At 48.3% G+C, this 22,546-nt stretch carries 17 protein-coding genes and 1 pseudogene; 8 read left to right on the top strand and 10 right to left on the bottom strand.

Annotated features, from left to right (window positions below):
* The 3 genes and pseudogenes from tuf to ACLR2L_RS03075 form a co-directional block, all read left to right on the top strand.
* Positions 1–203, top strand: a pseudogene (tuf, locus tag ACLR2L_RS03085) (elongation factor Tu); the annotation flags it as partial.
* Between the two features lie 174 nt (positions 204–377).
* Positions 378–881, top strand: coding sequence for a VPLPA-CTERM sorting domain-containing protein (locus ACLR2L_RS03080; RefSeq protein WP_140959612.1), 504 nt, complete (start codon positions 378–380; stop codon positions 879–881).
* A gap of 195 nt (positions 882–1,076) precedes the next feature.
* The gene (locus ACLR2L_RS03075; protein WP_413365589.1) at positions 1,077–3,533 is read left to right on the top strand and encodes a S8 family serine peptidase; all 2,457 of its coding nucleotides are present in this window, start codon (positions 1,077–1,079) and stop codon (positions 3,531–3,533) included.
* A gap of 149 nt (positions 3,534–3,682) precedes the next feature.
* Here the strand turns inward: ACLR2L_RS03075 and ACLR2L_RS03070 are convergent, their stop codons facing one another.
* The 6 genes from ACLR2L_RS03070 to ACLR2L_RS03045 form a co-directional block, all read right to left on the bottom strand.
* A complete protein-coding gene (locus ACLR2L_RS03070; RefSeq protein ID WP_413365587.1) occupies positions 3,683–4,309 on the bottom strand; it encodes a response regulator in 627 nt (208 codons plus the stop codon).
* Positions 4,306–5,007 (bottom strand): sensor histidine kinase, encoded by a 702-nt coding sequence (locus ACLR2L_RS03065; protein ID WP_413365584.1) that lies wholly within the window; start codon positions 5,005–5,007, stop codon positions 4,306–4,308. Before ACLR2L_RS03065 ends, ACLR2L_RS03070 begins: the two co-directional genes overlap by 4 nt.
* Complete coding sequence (locus ACLR2L_RS03060; protein ID WP_413365582.1) at positions 5,004–8,150, bottom strand: protein kinase domain-containing protein; 3,147 nt, start codon at positions 8,148–8,150, stop codon at positions 5,004–5,006. Before ACLR2L_RS03060 ends, ACLR2L_RS03065 begins: the two co-directional genes overlap by 4 nt.
* 34 nt (positions 8,151–8,184) lie before the next feature.
* Positions 8,185–9,027, bottom strand: a complete 843-nt coding sequence (locus ACLR2L_RS03055; RefSeq protein ID WP_140959604.1) for a GAF domain-containing protein — start codon at positions 9,025–9,027, stop codon at positions 8,185–8,187.
* A 51-nt stretch (positions 9,028–9,078) separates the two neighbouring features.
* On the bottom strand, positions 9,079–9,915 hold the full coding sequence (locus ACLR2L_RS03050) for a DUF6689 family protein (RefSeq protein WP_140959602.1): 837 nt from the start codon (positions 9,913–9,915) through the stop codon (positions 9,079–9,081).
* A gap of 77 nt (positions 9,916–9,992) precedes the next feature.
* Entirely contained in the window at positions 9,993–12,470 is a 2,478-nt protein-coding gene (locus ACLR2L_RS03045; protein ID WP_413365579.1) for a S8 family peptidase, read from the bottom strand.
* Positions 12,471–12,705: 235 nt separating this feature from the next.
* Between ACLR2L_RS03045 and ACLR2L_RS03040 the strand changes: the two genes are divergently transcribed.
* Positions 12,706–13,398 (top strand): 2-phosphosulfolactate phosphatase, encoded by a 693-nt coding sequence (locus ACLR2L_RS03040; RefSeq protein WP_413365578.1) that lies wholly within the window; start codon positions 12,706–12,708, stop codon positions 13,396–13,398.
* Between the two features lie 29 nt (positions 13,399–13,427).
* On the opposite strand, the gene ACLR2L_RS03035 is transcribed toward ACLR2L_RS03040, so the two are convergent.
* On the bottom strand, positions 13,428–14,096 hold the full coding sequence (locus tag ACLR2L_RS03035; protein WP_140959596.1) for a GntR family transcriptional regulator: 669 nt from the start codon (positions 14,094–14,096) through the stop codon (positions 13,428–13,430).
* Positions 14,097–14,322: 226 nt separating this feature from the next.
* Here ACLR2L_RS03035 and ACLR2L_RS03030 point away from each other — a divergent pair, with 226 nt between their 5' ends.
* Both ACLR2L_RS03030 and ACLR2L_RS03025 read left to right on the top strand, forming a co-directional pair.
* Complete coding sequence (locus ACLR2L_RS03030) at positions 14,323–15,345, top strand: chemotaxis protein (protein WP_413365575.1); 1,023 nt, start codon at positions 14,323–14,325, stop codon at positions 15,343–15,345.
* Positions 15,346–15,364: 19 nt separating this feature from the next.
* Entirely contained in the window at positions 15,365–16,417 is a 1,053-nt protein-coding gene (locus ACLR2L_RS03025) for an aldo/keto reductase (RefSeq protein ID WP_413365573.1), read from the top strand.
* A 169-nt stretch (positions 16,418–16,586) separates the two neighbouring features.
* Here ACLR2L_RS03025 and ACLR2L_RS03020 read toward each other — a convergent pair whose 3' ends face one another.
* Entirely contained in the window at positions 16,587–17,750 is a 1,164-nt protein-coding gene (locus ACLR2L_RS03020; RefSeq protein ID WP_413365571.1) for a DcaP family trimeric outer membrane transporter, read from the bottom strand.
* 276 nt (positions 17,751–18,026) lie between these two features.
* On the opposite strand from ACLR2L_RS03020, the gene acs reads away from it, so the two are divergent.
* Both acs and ACLR2L_RS03010 read left to right on the top strand, forming a co-directional pair.
* On the top strand, positions 18,027–19,973 hold the full coding sequence (acs, locus tag ACLR2L_RS03015; protein ID WP_413365568.1) for an acetate--CoA ligase: 1,947 nt from the start codon (positions 18,027–18,029) through the stop codon (positions 19,971–19,973).
* Between the two features lie 12 nt (positions 19,974–19,985).
* Positions 19,986–20,633, top strand: coding sequence for a response regulator (locus ACLR2L_RS03010; protein WP_140959581.1), 648 nt, complete (start codon positions 19,986–19,988; stop codon positions 20,631–20,633).
* A 38-nt stretch (positions 20,634–20,671) separates the two neighbouring features.
* Here the strand turns inward: ACLR2L_RS03010 and ACLR2L_RS03005 are convergent, their stop codons facing one another.
* Positions 20,672–21,499, bottom strand: a complete 828-nt coding sequence (locus ACLR2L_RS03005; RefSeq protein WP_413365566.1) for an amino acid ABC transporter substrate-binding protein — start codon at positions 21,497–21,499, stop codon at positions 20,672–20,674.
* A 140-nt stretch (positions 21,500–21,639) separates the two neighbouring features.
* Positions 21,640–22,422: a hypothetical protein gene (locus ACLR2L_RS03000; RefSeq protein WP_413365564.1), complete on the bottom strand. Its 783-nt coding sequence runs from the start codon at positions 22,420–22,422 to the stop codon at positions 21,640–21,642.
* Positions 22,423–22,546: the final 124 nt, after the last annotated feature.

The raw sequence follows: 22,546 nt of genomic DNA, 5'->3' as shown, positions 1-22,546 counted from the left end.
GTCCACAGTTCTACTTCCGTACAACTGACGTAACTGGTGCTGTAGAGCTGCCAGAAGGCGTAGAAATGGTAATGCCTGGCGACAACCTGAAGTTTGTAGTAGAACTGATTGCTCCAATCGCGATGGACGAAGGTCTGCGCTTCGCAATCCGTGAAGGTGGTCGTACAGTAGGTGCAGGCGTTGTAGCTAAGATTCTTGCTTAATCTTAGATACCGCTAAGTATCATAGAAAAAGGTCGCGTAAGCGGCCTTTTTTGTTTTCTCAAAACACATATTTTTTTCCGGTCCGCTCAGCAGTCTGGGGGGAATCCCCTATATCGACCTCCCCCCTGATTCATTACCTTTAGATCATCTATTCGACAGTATCCGAGGTGTGAGATGAAGTCTGTTGTTTTAATGTCGTTATTATTAATGTCTGCAAGTACTACTGCTGGGGTAATTCGGTATGATTTTAATACTCAAACATTCAGCGATGCCCATAGGATTGGCGGCTATTTTGTTTACAACGATAGTAGTGATGCACTGCTTGATTTACTTGTTGCTATGGATGGGCCCCTCTATACGTTCAATGCTGGAATAGCTGATTTAACCAATCCCGATAGCTTTTCATTCTCCATCGGTAATCTGGTTTTTGGCGATAATCCAAATGAAGGTTTTCAAATCACTGTTGGCGACGTTAGCCTAGTAACCGGACAATACGGTTCGGTAGGCGATGATACCTGTTATTACGACAACGAAAACATGCTGTGTACTGAAGCATTGTTTGAGTTGACATCAACCGTCATCGAGGCTGACTCGCCAGCTGTATCATCACCAGGGGCGTTGGGTTTATTAATGGCCGGATTAGGTGCAATTGCCGGATTAAGACGCCGCCGCAGTTAGTCTCATGAAGAAGTACCCGTGTTCCTCTTCTTCATTTTAGCCCTCAGCGTGAGGGCTTTTTTTTGTCTGTAAAACAATCTGTTGGGAAATCTGTGATTTTGTTTGAACAGGCGCATTTCTAGGGGGAACTCCCCATAGAGGCTGCATAGGAATTAGCCAATACTGAAGCTGTAACCATGACAAGGGGTAAAGCTCATGACACATTTTAATCGTAAAACTTTATTAGCTTCAGCAGTAGCGTTGGCGCTACCTGCTTCTTATGTAAACGCAAAAACTTTCGATGCAGATCTAGCGGCCAGGCTTGCTGAGTCTCCATTTGAACTGCAACAGGTAATCGTTACCTTTAATGGTAATAGCGCCCCCACCGCTGCCCAAATCAACGCACTTAGCGAACTGGGCATAGAAACGGGTATCAGCATGAAGAGTATGCCAATTATAGGCGTACTTGCTACTAAAGCGCAGGTTGAGGCGCTTTATAAACGTGAAGACGTTGTGTCGGTATGGAACAACGATGAACTGACGTTTGAAAACTATGAATCTACGCAAATTACAGGCGTTAAGGCTATGCAAGCAGATAGAAGCCTGCGCAATAACGGTATTCCGTATTCAGGTCGCGGGATTGGCGTAGTAGTAAATGATTCCGGTATCGACGGCACACACGGTGATCTGTCATTCCCAGACCACGTTGTACAAAACGTATTGGCACAAACTAACCTGAACAGCTTTAGCAGCATCTTGCCAATCACGTATCAGGAAGATGTGATCAATACGGATATTCTGGGCGGACATGGTACACACGTTGCGGGTACTGTAGGTGGAAATGGTGCAATGAGTTCAGGTTTGCATGCGGGTGTTGCTCCCGGCGCTGATATCATTGGTTATGGTTCGGGCGCAGGTTTATTCATTCTGGATACGCTGGGCGGTTTTGACTATGCGTTAACACATCAATTTACCTACAACATCCGTGTAATTTCCAATTCATTTGGTAATACCGGTGATGTTGGCACCGAATTCAATCCGGACGACCCTACGAACATTGCTACTAAAATGTTGGCAGATCGCGGCGTAATTACCGTGTTTTCAGCAGGAAACTCTGGTTCGGGCGAGTCTACCATTACGGGGAACTTCAAGAAGGCACCATGGGTAATTACCGTTGCTGCGGGTGACAAAAACGGCGAGCTTGCTGACTTCAGTTCTCGTGGTGTTAGCGGCAAGGGTGGAGAGGTCGTTGTCGATGGTGAGGTCTATACATGGGAAGACCGCCCAACGGTTACCGCCCCTGGTGTCGATGTCATCTCGGCACGCGATTCTCTGTCGAGCTTAGGCGCGTTAAGCGCTACTGATGACGCAGAGATGATCGAGCCTCAGCATTTACCTTACTACACAGTTTCAAGTGGCACTTCGATGGCTGCACCGCATGTGTCGGGCATTGTAGCGTTAATGCTGGAAGCAGATCCCTCAATGTCCTGGCGCGAAGTAAAAAGTATTGTCCAGCAAACGGCTACGCCAATGGCAGCCCGTGAAGCCTGGGAAGTGGGTGCTGGCTATATCAACGCACATGCGGCCGTTCGTGCTGTGGTAGAGGGTGTTGAAGTGTTCGGCGATACCGTGAAGAAAGACCGTGAGTTTAACGGTTTTGCCAATGTTGCAGAGGGCGATGCTTTTACCTTGCAAGCGACCTACCTGCCGGTTGGAGAGTCGCCGGTTGAAACTTTTGAGGTAGGCCCGGATGTGTCTCTGGTGGTTGCCAGCGCGTCCATTGAATCTGCAACTGCATTTGTGCTGGAAGATCCAGCAGGTAACCGCTACGGATCGGGGATTGGCTTACCGGTACTGGGCTCCTCAGTAGGGACATCGGCGCCAGGTATGCCAGGTACGTGGAAGTTGTATGTTCGTGGTATCGGCAGCATTAGCGGTGTGTCGGTTGATCCGCTTGGCGTTACCAATGGGATTGGTGTACCCGGTACGGTTGATGTGAACGTGCGTCTGTTAGTCACGTCAGGCTTCTCTGGTATTGATGACGCGGTAGGTCATCCGGCTCAATCGTTTATTGAGAACGTAGTAAGTAAGCAATTAATGGATGCACGTGGTGATGGTTTTGCACCTGATGCCTACCTCACCCGTGAAGAGCTTGCCGATACACTGACGCTGGCCGCCAATCTTCGCCAGGCTCAAATCGGTAATATGACGGCGTATTCTGATACCGGCAGCAGCCAGTTTAATGCAGCAATTAACTCAGCTACGACATCAGGCAGTGTATTGTCTGACCTTACAATGAGTGACGCCCCCGTAATGACCGGTGCAGGCTCAGGTAGTTTTCACCCGCAAGGCAGGGTAAGCAAAGAAGAGTTAGCGTATTCACTGGTACAGGCTTTGGGTCTGCAAAGTGAAGCTGAAGCCTTCAACTCTGCTGATACGGTAACCGCCATCGTGTTTGGTGAAGCTATCGAATTGGAAGATTCACATCTGATTGATCCTGCTCTGCGCGGGCATGTGCAACAAGCACTGGCGGCTGGTCTTATGACAGTTGAAGTATATACCACGCAAGGGCCATTCGATTTTGAGCCCAAGCTTCATGCTCGTTTTAAGCCTGCTTCAGCAGTAACACGTGGCGAAGCAGCATTCTCGGTAACCAATTTGAGTAACTTGTAATATGTGAACCACGGAAGTAGTTAACAGAAATGTTCCTCAGCGATGAGACATTCTTGCAAAATTTTTCATCGTAAACTAATAGGGTCAGCATCGCTGGCCCTGTTTCTTTATATCTATTCCTTGTAACACTGCTTCTATACGAATTGGAATTATTCCAAAAGCCCAGCCTTACCTGCGAGTCGAATCAATTCAGCTGAACTGCTCACATTGAGTTTTTTATAGATATTACTGCGGTGGTTTTCTGCGGTCTTTAAACTCATGGTAAGTAATTCTGCAATCTGCTTGCTGGTGTTTCCGGCAGCAACAAGAAAAAACACTTCTCTCTCTCTGCGTGTCAGCGCAGCAACCGGACTGACTCTGGCAGGCTTCCCGGTATCATTTCGTTGATGTGCGGCAATAAACGCGGTGCGGCCATGATAAATACTGCGGATGGCGTCAATTAATACGTCACTTGATGATTCTTTCAATACATAACCTTTGGCACCGGCATCTTGCATAGCTTCTATGTATTCCAGTTCGTTGTGCATGGAAAGCACCAGAATTTTACAGTCGGGGCGCTGCGCCAGCAGCTTGTCGATCGCCACCAATCCACTCATTCTGGGCATGGAAATATCCATTACCACTACGTCTGGTTTTAGCCGGATTACCAACTCAATAAGCTCAACGCCATCGCCGCATTCTCCAATAACATCGATACCGGGATCGGCATTCAATACCTGGCTAAGCCCTTGTCGCATCAGCACGTGGTCGTCTGCCAGTACTATTTTTATCGTCATAACGCTACCGTTAAAGTAATGTGAGTGCCTTGATGAGGGCGTGCCTGAAAAGTTAACTCTGCATCAAAGGCACTGGCTCTGTCGAGCATGCTGGACATACCGATGCCTCGCTCTATATTCTCAACGTCAAACCCAACGCCGTTATCAATTACGTCCAACCGTAACACCTGATGATGCTGAGCAAGATTAACAGTAATAGTGTCGGCCCGACTGTGCTTAAGCGCATTTACCAGCGCTTCCTGTGCGATTCGAAATACCAGAATGGCCTGCACCTTGGGGATGTCACCCTTCAGGTTAATATCACAAGCATACTGTATTCCTTCGGCTTCGAACAAGTTGCGACACAGCCATTTAAGTGCGGGTTTGAGGCCAAGGTCATCAAGAATGGTTGGGCTCATCATGCGAGACAACTGGCGGACGTCAGCCAATGCCATTTCGGCAATATCATAGAGCTCGGTGAACTCAGGCTGGTTGCTCGCTATACCTTGTAACCGACGCGTAAGTCCTGTGAGCAGTTGCCCCACGCCGTCGTGCAATTCTCGGGACAAGCGCGCTTTCTCACTTTCCTGTTGTGTCCACAGCCGGCGGGCTAATTCCCGCAGGTTAATCTGTTCTTCATCCAAACGGCGTTTAAGCTCTTCCTGCTGCAGCTGAATACGTTCAATTAAGGCCGCTTGCTCGTTGTGCTTGCTAGTCAAAAGTAATGTGCCTCGTACTGTTTGGCCTGCTCAGCACTTAGCTGACTACGCCACTGTTGCAACGCCATGTTTTGCTGTTGCCTGGAGTATTCATCGGTGAATCGCGTCAGGTACAGATGATTACGCCAGTGTTCGGGGTGTCCCTGTAACTGGATCTTAAGTTTTCTTAAGGCCTCCGTGTCCTGTTCACTGTTTAAGTATAACCACTGCATGTAAGACTGATAGTAAATGGGTTTCACCAACTGGTTGGCACGTAACATCAGCTCACTGTTTGAAGGCAGCTTTAATCTTTCCTGAAGATCCAAGAGTACCTTGAGTTCAACCGTCAACGGGATTTGCCCATAGGGCAGATTGTCTATAAAAGGTTGGATCAGGTTGCTATTAAGCTGGTTTACTTCGAGCGCGTAGGCATTGTTAAGCCAGCCAAACAGCGTTGAGTATTCCAGCATGTCGTCAGTAATGAAGGGGGCGGCTAACGCCAATTGGTCAGACAGGCATGCCCAGTCAGTAATGCGCAGGCACATTTCACCATGCCATAAATACACTTCCAGTAGTGCTCTGCTGTCGTTGGATTTTTCGGCAAGTTTCCTGGCCTCGTCAACATTCCGCGTTGCCTCTTTGAGCTTGCCTTGCGCAAAATTAAGATAGCTGTAGAACAGCTGATTGATCATTTGCTCCTGAGTTTGATTAACCGAAAGGAGGGTGTCTACCTTGATTAAATGCTTGGCTGCGGCCCGGCGATCGCCTTTTACCATACTCATTAATGCCAGGTTCTGATGGGTACGCATAAGATGAGCTTGATCGTTGATTCGTTCAAACTGATTTAAGGCCTGATTCCAGTAAATATCGGCAAGGGAATAGTCTCCCAGCAGAAAGTGCATGTACGCCACATTAGACATACTCTCTGCTTGTTTAGCGGTGTCGTCAGACTGTGTTCGCAAATCGAGACCTTGTTTATAATACTCCAGTGCTTTCTGATAACGCCCTTTTTCCTCGTACATAAAACCAAGCGTGTCAATGATGTGAGCCTGCTGAGTGAGATTGCCCAGCTTGCTCAATAGCTCAGAGGCTTCGTGTAGCGCCTCTTCCGCTTTGTCGAAATGGCCGTTGATGGCCGCCACATTAGCGAGATTGGCCAGTGTGGTTGCCCGGTCTTCGGGCATATTGTTGGCATCGCGAAGTACCAGTGCATCACTAAAATACCGTTCTGCTTGGGCGTAGTCGGCCAACCGTAAATGCGCTACACCAAAGGCATTCAGAATCAGCCCTTCCGCCTGCGTGTCGCCAAGTCGTCTGGCAGCCACCAATGCCTGGGTTAATTCTCCGGCTAACGCCTCACTGATATTACCCTGAATAATATTCAAGCGGCCTAGTTCAAACCACAGTTGTGGATTGTTTTGATTGATGGCGAGAGCCTGCTGGTACAGCGCCATGGCTTTTGCAGGGGCATCTGCCCACTCAGCGATTTGGGCACCTGCATACAATACTTCTACGTGCTCTGGATATAGTGACAGCAAGCGCTCACTTGCCTGAACGGCGAGATCCAAATCATCGGTGATTTCGGCTTGTATTATTTTTCCGCGCAGTTGCCAGTACTCATTACTGTCTGTAAGCGCAAACAAGGCCGACAGTTGTTGTTGGGCGGCACTGTAATCTCCGTTCTGAAACGCTAAATCTGCGCCTTTTAACCAGCCCCCCGGATAGTCAGGCAAACGCTTTTGCAGTTGTGCAATTTGAATCTCGGGTGTGGCTTCCGCACTGCTGTCTATAACCGATGCAATATTCTCCAGATAGCTTAAATCAGGCGCAGCACCAGGTTGCTCAATGGCATCCAATAGTTGCCCGGTAATGTGTTTGCCCAACTGGGCAACACCTTCTCCTAGTCCCGCATTGCTTACCGTATTGCTTACTTCAAAGAGGTATTGGTTTGCAGGCATGAGGACAGCTGCTACGGATACCTGATATTGTGACTCTGATAAGGGCGCCGCATCCAGTAACAGTAAAATATCGATGCCAAGCGAAGTGCTTATTGTGTTGCGATCATCCGCGGATTGGGCGGGTGTGAGACCCAGGTTGGTAATCAGTTGCTCTATAGCATGCCGGTCTGCCAGGGCGATTTTTTGTGAGGCTTCTACCGGGTACTCAAGCAGGTTAGCCAGTAGTTTGGTTGGCGCATAAGTATGATCAGCAATTAAGCCGACACGCAGTGTTTTGGCCGGGATATCGATTGATGGTGAGCGGTACTGCCATGACACCAGCGCTACAATAAGCACAGCCAATACGCTGGCTGCGACTAACCATCCAAAGGGTAATTCAACGCGTTTACGTGTCAGGGGATCAGAAAACAGAGTATGCCAGGTATCCAGCGCAGCGTCAGGTGATGGGCGCTGACTGGCATGCTGATGTGTCAGCGTAGCGATAAATCGGTTATGCGTCTCTCGCCATGCCCGGTCTTTCTTTTTACTAGCGTTAACGTGGACGGCGTCAATGATTTGCTTCAGCACTATACCAACACTGTACAGGTCGGCCGTTTGACTGGTAATTCCGCTCTGCAATACTTCAGGCGCTGAATATTCACTATGACCACTGGTTTGTTGTCTGATATCACTCGTGTGCTGGCCGATCCCAAAATCGATTAATACCAAGTCATTATTCGCATTAATCAGCAGGTTGTCTGGCTTAATGTCACCGTGAAAAATGCCTTTTTGCTGACATACCTTAATGGCGTCAAGCAGTTGCTCTGCCCAGCGTTGGTATTCGGCAACTGACACCGGCTGTTGGATGCGGGCAAGCAGGGGCTCGCCTTCAATGAGTGACATGGTGAAGAACAGCGACGTACTATCACAAAATACATCGTGAACACGCACAATATTAGGATGCTGTAGCTGGCGGGCAAGGTTAACTTCGTGGCGGATTTGTTCAAGTTGCTGAGGAGCACTGAGTTGGGTGGGTAAAAGCTTAATTGCAACGTCTACAGCCAGAAGCTCGTCATGTACCTGATAAACATGACCCTGCGCGCCGGCCCCCAGCTGTTTTTTAATTGTAAAGCGCCCGGCCAGTTGCGTGCCGGCTAGTAATATTCGCGCGTCATGTAACTGCTGGGTAGCAAGATCCTGTTCGTTTTCAACTTCCGAACCCGACACTCATCCACTCCTACTTTGTGCCACTGGCACATCGCTAAATTTCTGTCACTAAAGAAATATTATGTTCTATGGAGTGGAATAACAAACGTAAAGACAACATATTTGCTAGTAATTGTGTCAACTTAACATCCGTAACAGTGAAATATTGTCTGCCTTGGGTATTGTCACCATAAAGCACACCAATTACGCGGTTTTCGGCAATCACTGGTACGCACAAGGCGGCTTTAATACCAAATCGTACAATACTTTGTCTGGCATTGAATTGTTGGTCGGCCTGCACATCGCCAATGGCAACGGGCTGTCGGGTCTCAATGGCATGGCGGATAACCGTCCGACTGCCGCTGAATTGTGTGGTATCCATCCAGTCTTCGTGCCCCATCGCCGAGCCTATTTCGAACTGCTCGTTAAATAGCAGCAGGGCAGCACGCTCACAACCCAGAGTTTGGATCATTGAATGTCGCGCTACGTCCAGCATCGCTGAGGTGTCGCGTGACTGATAAATGGTTTTCTCAAACTGGCGCAACTGCTGTTTACGCCAAAAGTACACACTGTCCTGTTGGGCCAGGTCATTCAGGCTCAGACGTTTGATTTGGCATGGCACGGGACCTAAAAACACCAGCGTATTGTCGGGCAGGGTTTCATGCTTAATGGCCCGTCCGCCCAAAAAGCAACCGTTACTGCTTGTATCGTCTATCGTCCAATGGGAGTGACTATTGTGTGTGTCGGTTTTAATGGTGGCGTGCAGACGCGATATTTGCGGATGTTGAATAACAATGTCAGCCTGACGGGAACGCCCCAACCGGTATGACGTTCCCTCATACATAAGGTGTTCTGTGATCACGCCTTGTTCGTTGGCATAAGCAAGTTGTAGTGGCATACCGGGCGCCCTGCTTGTTGAGGTACTTTACAAGCAACGTTACAAAGCACGTTACAATGTACGCAAACTAAATCGAAGGGTATGCAATTGGGTAAGCAGCTCGCCTTTCACGTTTACCAGATCATCGGATGAACGCCATACGTCTGCCATAAAGTCGCCATTGCAGTTTTCTACCAAATCGATCAGGGTATCCACTACACCCAACGCTGCGGTGTAGTCTGCACCGGAAAGATCATCGTGTAGGAAATTCAGTTGTGCGTTCAGCGCCGACAGGATCACTGGAGATATATGTGAAGACTGATCCGCTATAAACTGTTCTATGCGAGCGTATTTTGACTCGATCACATCTTCCGGAACGCGCAGATCCATCAGGATCATAAAGTCAGAAAAACTACCGGTATTTCCGCGTGAGCGAATACTGCCAGCCGCAGTTAATTGCGTTATGTCTTCAAACTGACCATTGGCATGAGAACGGAAAAGACGCAACGCCGGATTGAAGTGCAATGCCTTGGTGTAGAGCTCTATCATTGCCATGCCTTCAAAGGCAAACCCCGCATTGGGTTTGGGCGAGATAGAAATCACAACCGGAAAGCCACTGGTTGCGGTAACCAGTGACGAGGGTAAGCGGTTCACGAGTGATAAGTCAGTGGGTAACAGTAACTCCGCACTGATATCGATATTGCTGGCGTTCAAACCTACCGCGTTATCGAATTCAATTTTGATGTCGACTTCAATGGTACTTGAAACCGCGATCGTCGCTTCAATTTCGTTATCGTCGAAGGAAATCTGTTGCGGTAGAACAACTTGAGCAAAACTGGTGGGCGTGAACAGCACAAGCGCTGCAACAAAGCCTTTTAGTGCACGGGGCAGGGTAGAGTACTTCATCATATTTACCTCTCTTGACTGTTCAAAAATACACCAATATTTCCACTCCTTCAAGAAAAGGAGTGGAAATGCATTACACTTTAGTTGTAGTAGTAATCGAACATTCTACCGGCCAATACCGCGTAATGTGCTCTGGTGATCTTAGTATCCGGAGCGAAGCTCGCTGTAATAGTTGGCTCCAGGGCAAATGGGCTTTGCTTCACGTCGAAGTGTACGTTAATTAGCGACAGGTTGATTGCCAGTTGTACGTGGCCTTTCAGTGCTGCCGGGATCAGGTGCTGGTCCTGCAACACAACCGATTGCCCCTTATAGTCCACAACAATATCATCAGCAGGGTTAAATTCGTCTGCCAGGCCTTGTAAACCTAGCATTTGCACCATGGCATAACTGATGTCCAGTTTATCCATTGTGGCAAACGCGCTTACCTGACCCTGAACAGCATCCAGCAATACCGGGCTTTGTGTGCGCAGGTTATCTTTCAGCGCGCCACCCTGAACCGAGACTGATTCCATATAGGGTTTATCTGCGCCTGGTGATGACACGGCGGTTGCCGGCTCATTCAGTAAGTCGCGATACTGGCGAACCGCACCGCCCATCATGGCATACCGCGCAAAGTCCTTAACCCGCAAGTGAGCGTTTGGCGAAAAGTTTCTGCCCAATGAATCCATTAACCGGTTGCTTACGGCAAATTCAATGGCGCCCTGTTGTGGGTGTCCGTCAATATCGTCAAGTCCGTTGTAACCACCGCTAATTTCAAAGTTAACAGCAACATCGAAAAATTCAGGCAGACCCGGACCATTGGTTAATCCCAGCGGATCGGCGCTCACACCAGAGAGTGACGTCAGGCCGTACACGTAAATACGCCAGGTCCCAGCCATACCAGGTGCGGAAACGCGCATATTTTCAGATAGCACAGGGGTGGTTAAATTGCCGAAATACTCTGTACCATCAGGTGCAACCAGAACCAGTTTGGTCAGGTTGGCAAGGGCACTGGCAGAGGCTTTAACCACGGCCACGTTACTACCCACTTCAAAGGTTTGCATTTCAGGCGTACCTACCGGTGAGTAGAACAATTCCAAATTAAGCTGTTCATCTGAAGTGGCTACCAGTGCATTTGCATTAAAGGTTTTACCATCCAAATTGTTTACTGTTACTTTGTGGTTCATATCGTAATTCAGTGCTGCAGCTACCGCTGAACGGGCATTCACGTAGCCGCCGCCCACTTCCCAGCGCTCATAGCCTGGCATGTTGGTAGCCGATTCCTGCAATAATTTTTTGATAGTCAGATTATCCAGTTCAGGATTGGCTTCCAGCATGAGTGCGATAATGCCTGACACGTGAGGGGTTGCCATACTGGTACCTGAAATCATGGTGTAAAACGGCACATTTTCAGTTTCGATGGCATCAATGTCAGCATCCCCGCCGTTGGCGGCCAGGTTGGTCACTGCGCGGGTTGAAATAATATCTACTCCAGGCGCAACAATGCTTACCTCATTGGTGTAGGTCCATTCGGTGCCGTCTGGCATGGTAAAATCGCCAGACTCGCCTTTCAGGCCGCGTGATGAAAACCCGGCGAGCTTGCCAAATTTGTCGCCTGCACCGACTGAAATCCCCCAGGGAATTTGGGCATAGGGATTATGTGAGTCTTCACCCGGACCATCGTTACCGGCTGCGAAGACACTCAGAATGCCCAGTTTGTGCGCTTTGTAAGTTGCGATGGAAACGGGCCCAAGTGGTTCATATTTGCCACTTGAACCCCAGGAATTGCTGATAATGCGAATTGGGCTATTGTAGGAATATAAATTATTGATTGCGAAATCAAAGCCACCAATGGTGTCCAGCAAGAATAAGCCTCCGCCAGAACCGTAGCCAATCAGGTCGGCATCAGGAGCAGCTCCCACGTATTTTCCACCCGACATGGCACCGTTGCCCGCAATGGTACCTGCTACGTGAGTACCGTGACCTGAGTTAGTGTCGGTATTGACTTGACCGGTAAGCACCAGGCCACTGGTTACACCAGTAATGCTAATGGCTGAAGCGTGGGTAAGGGCCTGCACGTTTTCGACAACCGTATCACCGAAAAAGTGATCCTGATGAGAGGCATCAACCCCTGAATCATTCACCATGATGGTAATGCCTTTACCAGTGTAATTGTTGCCGTTGCGCTGTGCAAAGCCACTGGTTTGTAAATCGGCTACGCCGGTGATCTCACGTGCATCCGCGTTGTACAGGGTCATTTCCCGGTTTGCAAATACCGATCTCACCCCATCCAGCGCCGCAATTTGTTCGATTTGCGCTTTATTGGCAACAACGCCAATGATAGGGAGCGATTTAAACTGTACGCCTTCGGTAATACCCAATCCCAGTAGCTGACTAAGCTGAGCTTCCGACAAGGGTTCCATCTGGTCGTAAGTAACCACTGCCATGATTGAACTTACCGCGTCCAGTGCTGCCAGTTTACTTTGCATTTGTTCACCAATGTAGGCGTCTGCAACAGCCTGACTGGTTGGCGCTGCCAGCATGGCAGCGGCTAGTGTAGTGAGTGCGAACTTCTTCATAACTTACTCCTGGGTGGGAATTTTTTGTCACAATAGTTTTGTGAAAACACAGGGTCAGTTTGACTGGGTAAGTTTTAATCGGATATAGGGGTTTCACCCCAGATCGGGAATGACATTAAAAATGGGCTTGTTGGTAAATGGATAAGTGAACTAATGCTATGAAAGTCGACAAATTCATGCACCGGTTTATTATTGGTCGATTAATGAGAATAATCAGATGGCAGGGACTATCAGCGTGAAAATTGTAACAACAGACTTTATCGAAGGTGCGCAACATGCCGAAGGCATTGTGGTCATCATTGATGTATTTCGCGCATTTTCCGTGGCGTGTTATTGTCTGGCACAATCTCCCAGGCAGGTTATTGCAGTGGGCGAGGCAGAGCAGGCCCTGGCACTCAAAGCGAAAAGACCGGATACCTTACTGATAGGTGAGCGGGAAGGGAAAAAGCTACCGGGGTTTGATGTGGGAAACTCACCCACGGAACTGGCATCACAGGCGCTGAAAAACCGCTATATTGCGCATACTACCCATGCCGGTACACAGGGGCTGGTAAACGCCCTCAAAGCTGACAAAATTCTTACCGGCGCGTTAGTGAATGCCAGTGCCACGGCGAACTATATTCTCAGCCTCAATCCAACCGTAGTTACGCTGGTAAGAATGGGCTGGAAGGCGGAAGAACGCACTGATGAAGATGATTTGTGCGCTGAGTATTTAGCGCACTGTTTACGTGAGGAGCCTGTTGACACCGCACTACTGAAAGCGCGATTGCTTGCATCGCCTTGCGCCTCTCGCTTTCTGGACCCGGCACAACCCTGGAATCCCGAATCAGACTTACACTTTTGCCTGGATATCGACCGTTTTGATTTTGCTATTGAGGCTCTGCCAAATACCGACGGTACAGTAGCGTTGCGGCAAGTGAAGCCATAATATCCTCAGGAGCGTTGATAGTGCATCAATCAGGGCTGCACAAAGTAGTCGGCGTGATTGGTTTTTATTTCATTCAGCACACCTAGAATTTCGCGGGTATGTTCACGCATTATCTGAGCGGCTACCTCGCTGTTGCCGGCTTTAATGGCGGCAAGAATGCGGTGGTGTTGGTCTAAAACCCTGGCGTACTGACTGCCAATCTCTTTTAGGCTTACATGCCGAAGCCTGTCTAAATGGGCTTTTTCCAACTGGACAATGTGGGCAGCCCTTCGAAACTGAGTGTAGTCGGCCAATGCCTGATGAAACTGGTCGTCGATTTGCCGGAATAACTCAAAATTGTTGTCGACAGCGGCTTGTTGTTGCTGTTTGAGGACGGCTTCGCATACCGCAATAGTGTTGCGGGGGCTATCGGCCGCCACCTTCTGCACAATGGCGCATTCTATGGCTTCGCGAATAAACTGCGCTTCCGTTATTTTTTCGGTACTCAGCCGGGTAACAAAGGTGCCACTCTTCAGTTTTACCTCAACCAACCCAATACTTACCAGTCTTGCAATGGCTTCCCTTACAGGGGTTCTACTGGTACTGAATTGGTTAGCTAAGCGGTTTTCCGATAATTTTTCGCCCGGTGCAATTTGCAGGGTGCTAATGTGTTTATATAAATAATCGAAAATGGGGCCTGACGATGATTCAGAATGCATTATCTTAACTATGGGTTCTTATTGGAAAGGTAATGTGCAAGACAATATACTGATGAAGAGTACCACTAAATTCACGCGGAAGCACATCTGCTCATAGCCAGGGTTGAAGTGCCAAGAATGCCCATTTGTCATGGAAATGACATCCCGATGCGATAGCGTCGTTTGACTTCACTATTGACCGGGGCCTGCAATGAAATGGGATTCGATAAAATTTCGCTTATTATTTATGACAGCAGTCTGTGTGCTGGGTATGACGTTATTGGTAGCCAGTCAGCACTATTTTAACCAGGCACTTATTACCTTAGGTGAGCAACGGGTACGGTTGTTGGAGTTAAAGCAGGATCTGCTGCAATTGCGCCGCCACGAGAAGGACTTCTTATTACGCAAAAATCCGGAGTATCTTAACCAGTTTCGACATCAGCAGGCGCATTTTGTTAGCGCTTTAAATGAACTGGATGACACGGTAAAATCACACAATCTGCCCGTATCGTTGGTAGGCGAAATCGCGCAGAGTACACAAGCTTATACAGAGCGCTTTTTTAACTTAGTGCTACTGATGAAGCAGGTTGGACTTACACCGGAAGATGGCCTGAACAAGGTGTTGTTTCGGCATGCTGAGCAGCTTTATATACAGGGGCAACGCTATGAACCGCAGCTACAGGCAGAATTATCCCGGTTCCAATTTTTGGTTGTTGATTATCAGTATACCTTTCGCGCTGATTCGCTGGTTGAATTAAATCAGCTGTTTCAGGTCATCACACAGTCTCATTTGTTACTCCCTGAAGATCAGACTTTATTGAACGACTACATGAACACGTTATCGGAGTGGGTGTCTGTACGTCAGCAAATTGGTTTGCGCGAATCCGATGGATTAAGAATGGAGTTCAGGGAGCAGGCACATCATGCAGAAGCTGCTTTACAACGCCTTGATGACACCTTGCTACCGGTTATCGACAAGCAAAAACAGCGCGCTACGGTATTTGGAACTGTGATTGCGGTGACGACATCAGTCGCATTGATTTTGCTGTTGGTCAAAAGTTTCGCGACCTTTCACCGGTCTTTTGCTAACTTTATGCTGTTCTTTTATCGCTGTAAGCGACAATATCAACATATCGATCCCCGCAAACTGGGGTTTTCTGAGTTTCGGTCGTTAGCCGAGCTGGCAAATGAAATGGTGGAGTCCCGTCGTAAGATTGAGCGGCGACTGGCCACGGCAGAGCAAAACGCTTCGGCCTCGTCAGCTGAGTAAATATACACAGAGGTTTAGCATGCAATACGAGTTATTGGGTAGCAGCGATTTACGCGTATCCCGCGTGTGTCTGGGCACCATGACATTCGGTATTCAGAATACACAACAAGACGCCAGCGAACAGCTTGATTGGGCACACAGCGAAGGTATTAATTTTATTGATACGGCTGAGATGTACCCTATTCCTCCCAATGAGCAAACCTATGCCGATACTGAACGGCTTATTGGCAACTGGCTGGCAGCCAACCCGCAAAAGCGTAACGATATTGTACTGATGACCAAAATTGCTGGCAGTGGTATTCGTTATATTCGCGAGGGTTCTGAGATTTCTGCAGTTACAATTGAACAGGCCATTAATGCATCGCTACAGCGTTTACAAACCGACTATATCGATGTGTATCAGTTGCACTGGCCAAATCGCACGTCGCCGCATTTTGCCAAGCACTGGCCGTGGCGCACGAACCCCAATGATACCGATGTCGCCAAGGAGCGCGCTGGCATGCGGGATATCGTGCAAGGCATAGGAAAAGCCATTGAAAGCGGTAAAATTCGTCATTGGGGACTCTCTGATGACACACCCTGGGGTATCCATACTTACCTGAACTTGTGTAATGAACTGGGCGTGCCAAAGCCGGTGTCTATTCAAAACGAATTCAGCTTGCTACATATCAAGGACTGGCCCTATTTAATTGAATCCTGTGCGTTTGAAAACGTGGCCTACCTGCCTTGGTCGCCATTAGCCACCGGGATGTTGTCGGGCAAGTACCTGAATGATGCGCGTCCTGCGGGGAGTCGATGGACGTTTGTGCAGCGTCAGGGGTTATTCCGTAATACAGAAACCGCGCATGAAGCAACCGCCAGGTATGTGGAAGTGGCGCAGCGTGCTCAGATTACACCTTCGCAACTGGCACTTGCCTGGGTAAATCAGGTACCTGGCGTTACGTCTACCATTATTGGCGGTACTACGATTGCGCAATTAAAAGAAAACCTGGCGGCATTTGACATGCGTTTAAGCGACGACACGCTACGCCAGATTCAGTTGGTCATGAAGCGTTATCCTATGCCGTTTTGATTAAGTGTCCAACACATTGTCAAGTGCGTTCCAGTTGGCGTTTTTGACGTTAGTCTTGTGTGATCTTTGAAATAAAAAAGGCCACGAAATTCGTGGCCAACTTGGGAACAACAGAACATAACTAGACAGCCCAAATCGAAGGAAGGAAGCTGTCTAATTAAGCGTAGTACTAAAATGCATATTTTGCAGAAAATTGTACGCGGCTCATGTCACCGTCCAGACCCGCCTCGGTTTCGCGCTTAGCATAAGCATACTCGGCCCCTACAGTTATCGCGCTCGACATTGAGTAAATGTAGTTCACACGGGCGCTGTAGGTCTTATCAGTGTAATCGCCCATAGTGATTTTAGTGACGGCTTCAGAATCCGCGTCAAAGGCTGAAAACATGATGTTTGTGCGAGCCTTGTCATTCCACATGTGGCGATAGGCGATGCCATAACCAGTTGAGTCGATAGAGGATAGCTCGCCTGTCTGCGCATCATACACAGCACCTTGTGCTGCGTTCAGTGCGGCGTAGCGTCCCAAGCCCGTACCGGTAAAGAATGTAAAGCGGATATCGTCGGTATCGCCAAGTTTTACTTTGCCTGTAATAGACACGCCGGCAGCTGTGTCAGATGCATCAATATCGCCTACGTTGTAAGCTAACTGACGAAACATACCCGCTACCTTAACGTGACCCCAGTCCTGCTTCATGGTGTATGCGGCAATTATATCCGGCACTGAGTTGTCGTCGGTTGCACCTACCCCCACAACAGTTGTTTCCGGATTTTCCAGAGCGACTTCCAGACCACCTTGTGTGTAGCGAACCATTACCTGACGACCGAACGTAATACCGTCTGTTGTGCCGATAAAGTCCAGTGACTCAGGCAGGGCATTCACGTCCATAAAGGTGGTCCAGGTTTGACCAACCAACCAGTTTTTGTATTTGAGGAAAGCATGGCGCATACGAGGCAAATATGAGTTACTGATTCGCTCGTTATCGTAATCGCCTTTAGTTACCATAAAGTCAAATTCCAGCACGCCGGTGATACTATCATCACCATCAACCGGAGTAGTGGTTGTCAAGCGAAAACGAGATTGTTTGGCGTGACCGTCAAACCGACCGCTGATGTCATCGTCTGCACTGCCCACTTCAATGGTAGAAGGAACATAGAAATCACGGTTCAGAGGATGGCCCTCGCCATTTGAATAGTCGCTGTATATACCGTCTACTTTGATGTAACCAGTGTACTTAACTTCAGTAGAACCCAGTGAGGCGGCGTTGGCGGACGCCATGGTTAAACCGGTTAATGCCAGCGTCACAGCGCCGGTAACTTTTTTTAATGTGTGTTTCATGTTTTCTCGTCCCATTTGTCCAGGAATTGGCTGATTGGTAAAAAAAGTGTAAAAATGCAGTTAACGATTCTTAATTTGGATGAGTTTAGAACAATTGCAAATAAGCGGATGGTCTATAAGACGAAAGTCGTAACACGGAAGGAGTAGCACCACTTAACTAAATAGAAATTTAGCGCTCGCTAAGACCAAAGTCTCATTTTGCTTTGGTCAGGAAAAGCTACATTGATCAACCAATACATATCTCTGTAATTTATTTGAAAATTGGAGGCAATTCATATGACTGCCAGCAAGATTTATCCGGTTCCGGAAAGTATCAAAGCGTCGACTCATTTGACACAGGAACAATATGAGCAAATGTACAAGCAGTCTGTCGATGACCCGGACCGGTTCTGGGGTGAATATGCCAGTACGCTGGATTGGTACACAAAACCTACAAAAGTAAAAAATACCACATTTGATCCGCATTCGGTGTCGATTAAATGGTTTGAAGATGGTGAGATCAACGCCAGCTACAACTGTATCGACAGACATCTGGCAAAACATGCCAAGAAAACAGCATTGTTCTGGGAAGGCGATTCACCAGAAGACAGTGAAACTATAAGCTATCAGCAACTGCATTACGAAGTATGTAAATTAGCGAATGGCCTGAAAAAGCTGGGTGTTGGCAAAGGCGATCGCGTAGCCGTATACATGCCAATGGTGCCACAGGCAGCTTATGCCATGCTGGCGTGTGCGCGTATTGGTGCGGTGCACTCTGTTATTTTTGGTGGATTCTCACCCAATGCCATTGCCGACCGCATTAACGACAGCGAAGCAAAGGTCGTTATTACCTGCGACGAAGGCCGTCGTGCTGGTCGCAGTGTGCCACTAAAAGCCAACGTTGACCGTGCATTAGCGAAAGGCGCATGCCCATCGATTACCAACGTGATTGTGCACAAACTGACTGGCGGTAATGTAGCCTTTAACGAGAGCGTAGATGTGTATTGGGATAGCCTGGTAGAAGATTGCTCTGCCCAGTGCGAACCTGAGGTAATGAATGCAGAAGACCCGCTGTTTATTTTATACACATCGGGTTCAACCGGCACGCCTAAAGGCGTAGTACACACCACCGGTGGATACTTGTTGTACACGGCAATGACCTTTAAATATGCGTTTGATTATCGCGAGGACGACATTTACTGGTGTACTGCTGACGTAGGCTGGATCACTGGTCACAGTTATATGGTGTATGGCCCGCTAATCAATGGTGCAACTCAGGTATTCTTTGAAGGTGTACCTACTTACCCTGATGTGCGTCGTATAGCACAGGTAGTTGAAAAATATAAAGTAAACTCACTTTATACTGCGCCAACAGCCATTCGTGCACTGATGGCACACGGCAATGCCCCTGTGGAAGGTTGTGATTTGTCGTCACTGCGTCTGCTGGGTTCAGTGGGTGAACCCATTAACCCTGAAGCATGGGAATGGTACTACCGCGTTATCGGTGAAAGCCGTTGCCCAATTATGGATACCTGGTGGCAAACCGAAACAGGCGGCATGATGATCACGCCGCTGCCGGGCGCTACTGCACTTAAACCTGGTTCAGCATCACGCCCTATGTTTGGTATTCAGCCAGCGCTGTTCGACGCCGAAGGCAATGAGCTGGAAGGTGCGAGTGAAGGTAACCTGGTGATCAAAGACAGCTGGCCAAGTCAGGCTCGCACGGTATACGGTGATCATGAACGCTTTATCAGTACCTATTTCAGTGCATATAAAGGCGTATACTTCACTGGAGACGGTGCGCGTCGTGACGAAGATGGTTACTACTGGATCACAGGTCGCGTGGATGACGTATTGAACGTGTCTGGTCACCGATTGGGTACGGCAGAAATTGAAAGTGCGCTGGTAGCTCACCCTAAAGTTGCTGAAGCAGCGGTGGTAGGATACCCACACGACATCAAAGGGCAGGGTATCTATGTATACATTACGCCTAATGAAGGGGTGGAGCCAGACGAGGAGCTAACCAAAGAAATCCGTGCCTGGGTACGCACTGAGTTAAGTCCTATTGCTACACCAGACAAGATCCAATGGTCGCGTGGGCTGCCAAAAACGCGCTCTGGTAAAATTATGCGCCGTATCCTGCGTAAGATTGCAGCAAACGAGCATGACCAACTGGGTGATACCTCAACATTGGCGGATCCGTCGGTTGTTGATACACTCATCGAGGAGCGTCTTAACAAGTAATACGGAGAGATAATGATAACGCTGCTAATTGCCGATGATCACCCTTTATACCGCGATGCGTTGAAGGGCGCGTTATCGTTATCACTACCCGACCTCACCTTACTTGAGGCCGGGGATCTCACCGCAACAGCCGACATCCTGCAAAAGCAGGATGTCGACTTGTTGTTACTGGATTTGCATATGCCAGGCAGCAACGATTTGTTTGGCTTATTGCATATTCGCAAGTTGTATCCTGATTTACCCGTAGCGGTTGTGTCAGGCACAGAAGATGCCACTATCATTTCCAAAATCGTAGGGGTTGGCGCCCTCGGTTTCATTCCCAAAACGACCAGCGCTGAAGATATTGCCAAAGCCGTGCAATCTATCCTGGATGGCGACATCTGGTTACCCGAGTCCATTAGTGAGAAAATTCAGGATGTTGACGAGGAGTTTTCAGAACTGGCCGATAAGGTATCCAGCCTCACGCCATCACAGTACAAAGTGTTGTGTTATATGCGCGATGGCCTGCTGAACAAGCAAATAGGGTACAATCTGGACATTGCCGAAGCCACAGTGAAAGCGCATGTAACGGCAATATTCAAAAAACTGGGTATTAATAACCGCACACAGGCTGTCCTTATTGCCTCTCAACTTGAGCTCGAACCTCCTGTTCAGCAGTAGTCAGCGATATAAAAACATCACACTATCTGTTTAATTGATTACAAGGCACTGGCTAGTGGTGATTGGTATCGTTTCATTGCCTGGCGGGTTTGTTCACTGAGCAGTGGATTGTTCAAAGGGTATATCGTTCTTCCCTTTAATAGATTTCTTGCCTGAATATAAAAATGCTGCGACGTGAGCAAACGCTGCAAATCGCCGTTTTCGTAAAGCCGGTTCAGGCCAATTTCAAGCCGCTTAGCCAGCTCGGGGCGGCGCGCAGCCACAAAGAAGAACATGGGGTTGTCGTATTGCAACGCAATGTATTGTTCAGTGGTAAGATTCAGAGAATGATGAGTACTTAATTCTTCAAAAATTTCGTGAACCGCTCGGGGAAAATAATCCACCATTCCACGATCCAGTAATTTGAAGGCACTGGTGTATACGCTGGGTGTTACGCTAAAACCGTGATACCTTAAGATGTCTGTATCAGGCCAATCACTGCCCTGAACGGCGCTGAGTTGCTTAAGATCCGGCAGTTCAATAGTCTCGCGAAAGCGTTCATCACCCTCTTTAATCAGCATCACCCTATAGCCGAACATGCCGCCAGTGAGAGGGATACGTATTACCGTGTTTTCCTGCTCTCTGGCATACGTGGTTACCGACCACATAATGTCGGTCTGACCGTTACGCAGATTCAAAAATTGCCGCTGCTGTGGCGTCGGAGCAGGGTTTGCAATAATCTGAACCGGCCCAAATTCCGGTTCCGTAAGCGCCATGGCCAAATTTAATAACGTAACAACGTACTGATAAATGTCGGTAGTACCGGGCTCATAGTTGGGGATGTACACAACACTATCGCGCTTAGGCTCGCTCGCTTCAAGCCTCATTGGCGACAGTATTAAAATACATAAGGTTAATATAAACAGGTGTTTATACATGCAAAAACAGACCCTTGCGCAGTTGTCTTGTTTGAGTATAGCGAAGGCTGAGTAATTATCTATGTGGCAGGCATACTATACCGTGTCGGCTATTGAAAACGCGACAAGGCATCAAGTGTTTCTTTGGTGAGCAGAGGGTTTCTGAGAACGTGGATTTCACGGCCGGACAGGGTGGTATCGGCAACGCGATAAAACGGTTGGCTATGCAGTAACGCATTTAACTGACCATTATTGTGCAACATTGTGAGGCCTTTGGTTAAACGCTCTGCCAGCTCCAGATTGTTTTTATTTACAAAAAAGAATAGCGGATTTGGGTATTTCAGGCCAACATGTGGTGCCAGCTTTAGTTTGTACTGCGGGTTTTCTGCTAACTCCTGGCTATACTCGTGCACTGCTCTTGGGTAATAATCTATCATTCTACGATGCAGTAATTTCAGTCCATTCCCGTAAGAACCAATCACGTTAAATTCATTAAATTGCAGTATTTGGGTATCAGGCCAGTTAGCCCCTTGTATCGCAGTCATCGCCTTTAATTCGGCCAGCGCGGGAGCATAGTTAAAACGCTCATCGTCGACGTGAATCAGCAGCACGCGGTATCCAAACAGGCCACCTATAAACGGCACCCGAACAGGCAGATACTGGGACTCCCGCTCTGCACTGGTGATCGACCAGGCGATGTCGGTGTTGCCGTTAGCAAGGTTCATGAATTGTCTTTGTTGGGGAGTCGTTTGCGGATTCGAATACACAGTTAACCTGCCGTATTCAGGCTCAGTTACCTGTAAGGTCAGCTCAAGTACGCTAACAACGTAGTTGTAGATATCTGAGGTGCCGGGCGCGGGGCTGGGAATGCGCACCATGTCACGCAGTGGCATTTCGGCATCCTGCGCAGAAAGACCTGGAACCTGGAACAGGCTAATCAAAAAAACAAACAGTATCCGCATAACTTAAAGCTACTTTGCGATGCCTCTGCTATCAATATTACCAGCCTAGTACGTA

Origin of the sequence: Alteromonas sp. AMM-1 (assembly GCF_047290655.1) — a bacterium.
Taxonomy (GTDB): domain Bacteria; phylum Pseudomonadota; class Gammaproteobacteria; order Enterobacterales; family Alteromonadaceae; genus Alteromonas; species Alteromonas mangrovi.
This window is presented reverse-complemented; position numbering and strand designations above follow the sequence as displayed.

Excerpts from the sequence above, each read along its gene's own strand:
- ACLR2L_RS03080 (WP_140959612.1), top strand. The coding sequence starts at position 378 with ATGAAGTCTGTTGTTTTAATGTCGTTATTATTAATGTCTGCAAGTACT.
- ACLR2L_RS03075 (WP_413365589.1), top strand. The coding sequence starts at position 1,077 with ATGACACATTTTAATCGTAAAACTTTATTAGCTTCAGCAGTAGCGTTG.
- ACLR2L_RS03070 (WP_413365587.1), bottom strand. The coding sequence starts at position 4,309 with ATGACGATAAAAATAGTACTGGCAGACGACCACGTGCTGATGCGACAA.
- ACLR2L_RS03055 (WP_140959604.1), bottom strand. The coding sequence starts at position 9,027 with ATGCCACTACAACTTGCTTATGCCAACGAACAAGGCGTGATCACAGAA.
- ACLR2L_RS03050 (WP_140959602.1), bottom strand. The coding sequence starts at position 9,915 with ATGATGAAGTACTCTACCCTGCCCCGTGCACTAAAAGGCTTTGTTGCA.
- ACLR2L_RS03045 (WP_413365579.1), bottom strand. The coding sequence starts at position 12,470 with ATGAAGAAGTTCGCACTCACTACACTAGCCGCTGCCATGCTGGCAGCG.
- ACLR2L_RS03035 (WP_140959596.1), bottom strand. The coding sequence starts at position 14,096 with ATGCATTCTGAATCATCGTCAGGCCCCATTTTCGATTATTTATATAAA.
- ACLR2L_RS03030 (WP_413365575.1), top strand. The coding sequence starts at position 14,323 with ATGACAGCAGTCTGTGTGCTGGGTATGACGTTATTGGTAGCCAGTCAG.
- ACLR2L_RS03025 (WP_413365573.1), top strand. The coding sequence starts at position 15,365 with ATGCAATACGAGTTATTGGGTAGCAGCGATTTACGCGTATCCCGCGTG.
- ACLR2L_RS03020 (WP_413365571.1), bottom strand. The coding sequence starts at position 17,750 with ATGAAACACACATTAAAAAAAGTTACCGGCGCTGTGACGCTGGCATTA.
- acs (WP_413365568.1), top strand. The coding sequence starts at position 18,027 with ATGACTGCCAGCAAGATTTATCCGGTTCCGGAAAGTATCAAAGCGTCG.
- ACLR2L_RS03010 (WP_140959581.1), top strand. The coding sequence starts at position 19,986 with ATGATAACGCTGCTAATTGCCGATGATCACCCTTTATACCGCGATGCG.
- ACLR2L_RS03005 (WP_413365566.1), bottom strand. The coding sequence starts at position 21,499 with ATGAGGCTTGAAGCGAGCGAGCCTAAGCGCGATAGTGTTGTGTACATC.
- ACLR2L_RS03000 (WP_413365564.1), bottom strand. The coding sequence starts at position 22,422 with ATGCCACTGCGTGACATGGTGCGCATTCCCAGCCCCGCGCCCGGCACC.